1 pseudogene is annotated in these 266 nt (G+C 60.5%); it reads left to right on the top strand.

Going from position 1 to position 266, the window contains the following annotated elements:
* Nucleotides 1-266: pseudogene (locus NA986_RS24420) on the top strand (sodium-extruding oxaloacetate decarboxylase subunit alpha); the annotation flags it as partial.

The raw sequence follows: 266 nt of genomic DNA, 5'->3' as shown, positions 1-266 counted from the left end.
ACCTGGCTGGATTTAACCGAACAGTTGCTGGAAACCGGCGTTGACTCGATTGCCATCAAGGATATGTCCGGCATTCTCACGCCGATGGCCGCCTTTGAGCTGGTGAGCGAAATCAAAAAACGTTTTGAGGTGCGCCTGCACCTGCACTGTCACGCCACCACCGGGATGGCGGAGATGGCCCTGCTGAAGGCTATCGAGGCGGGCGTCGACGGCGTGGACACGGCGATTTCCTCCATGAGCGCCACCTACGGCCACCCGGCCACCGA

It is taken from the genome of Salmonella sp. NW177, assembly GCF_051811585.1.
Classification (GTDB): Bacteria; Pseudomonadota; Gammaproteobacteria; order Enterobacterales; family Enterobacteriaceae; genus Salmonella; species Salmonella enterica.
Note: the sequence above shows the minus strand (reverse complement) of the source record. Positions and strands in the feature narration are given on the sequence as shown.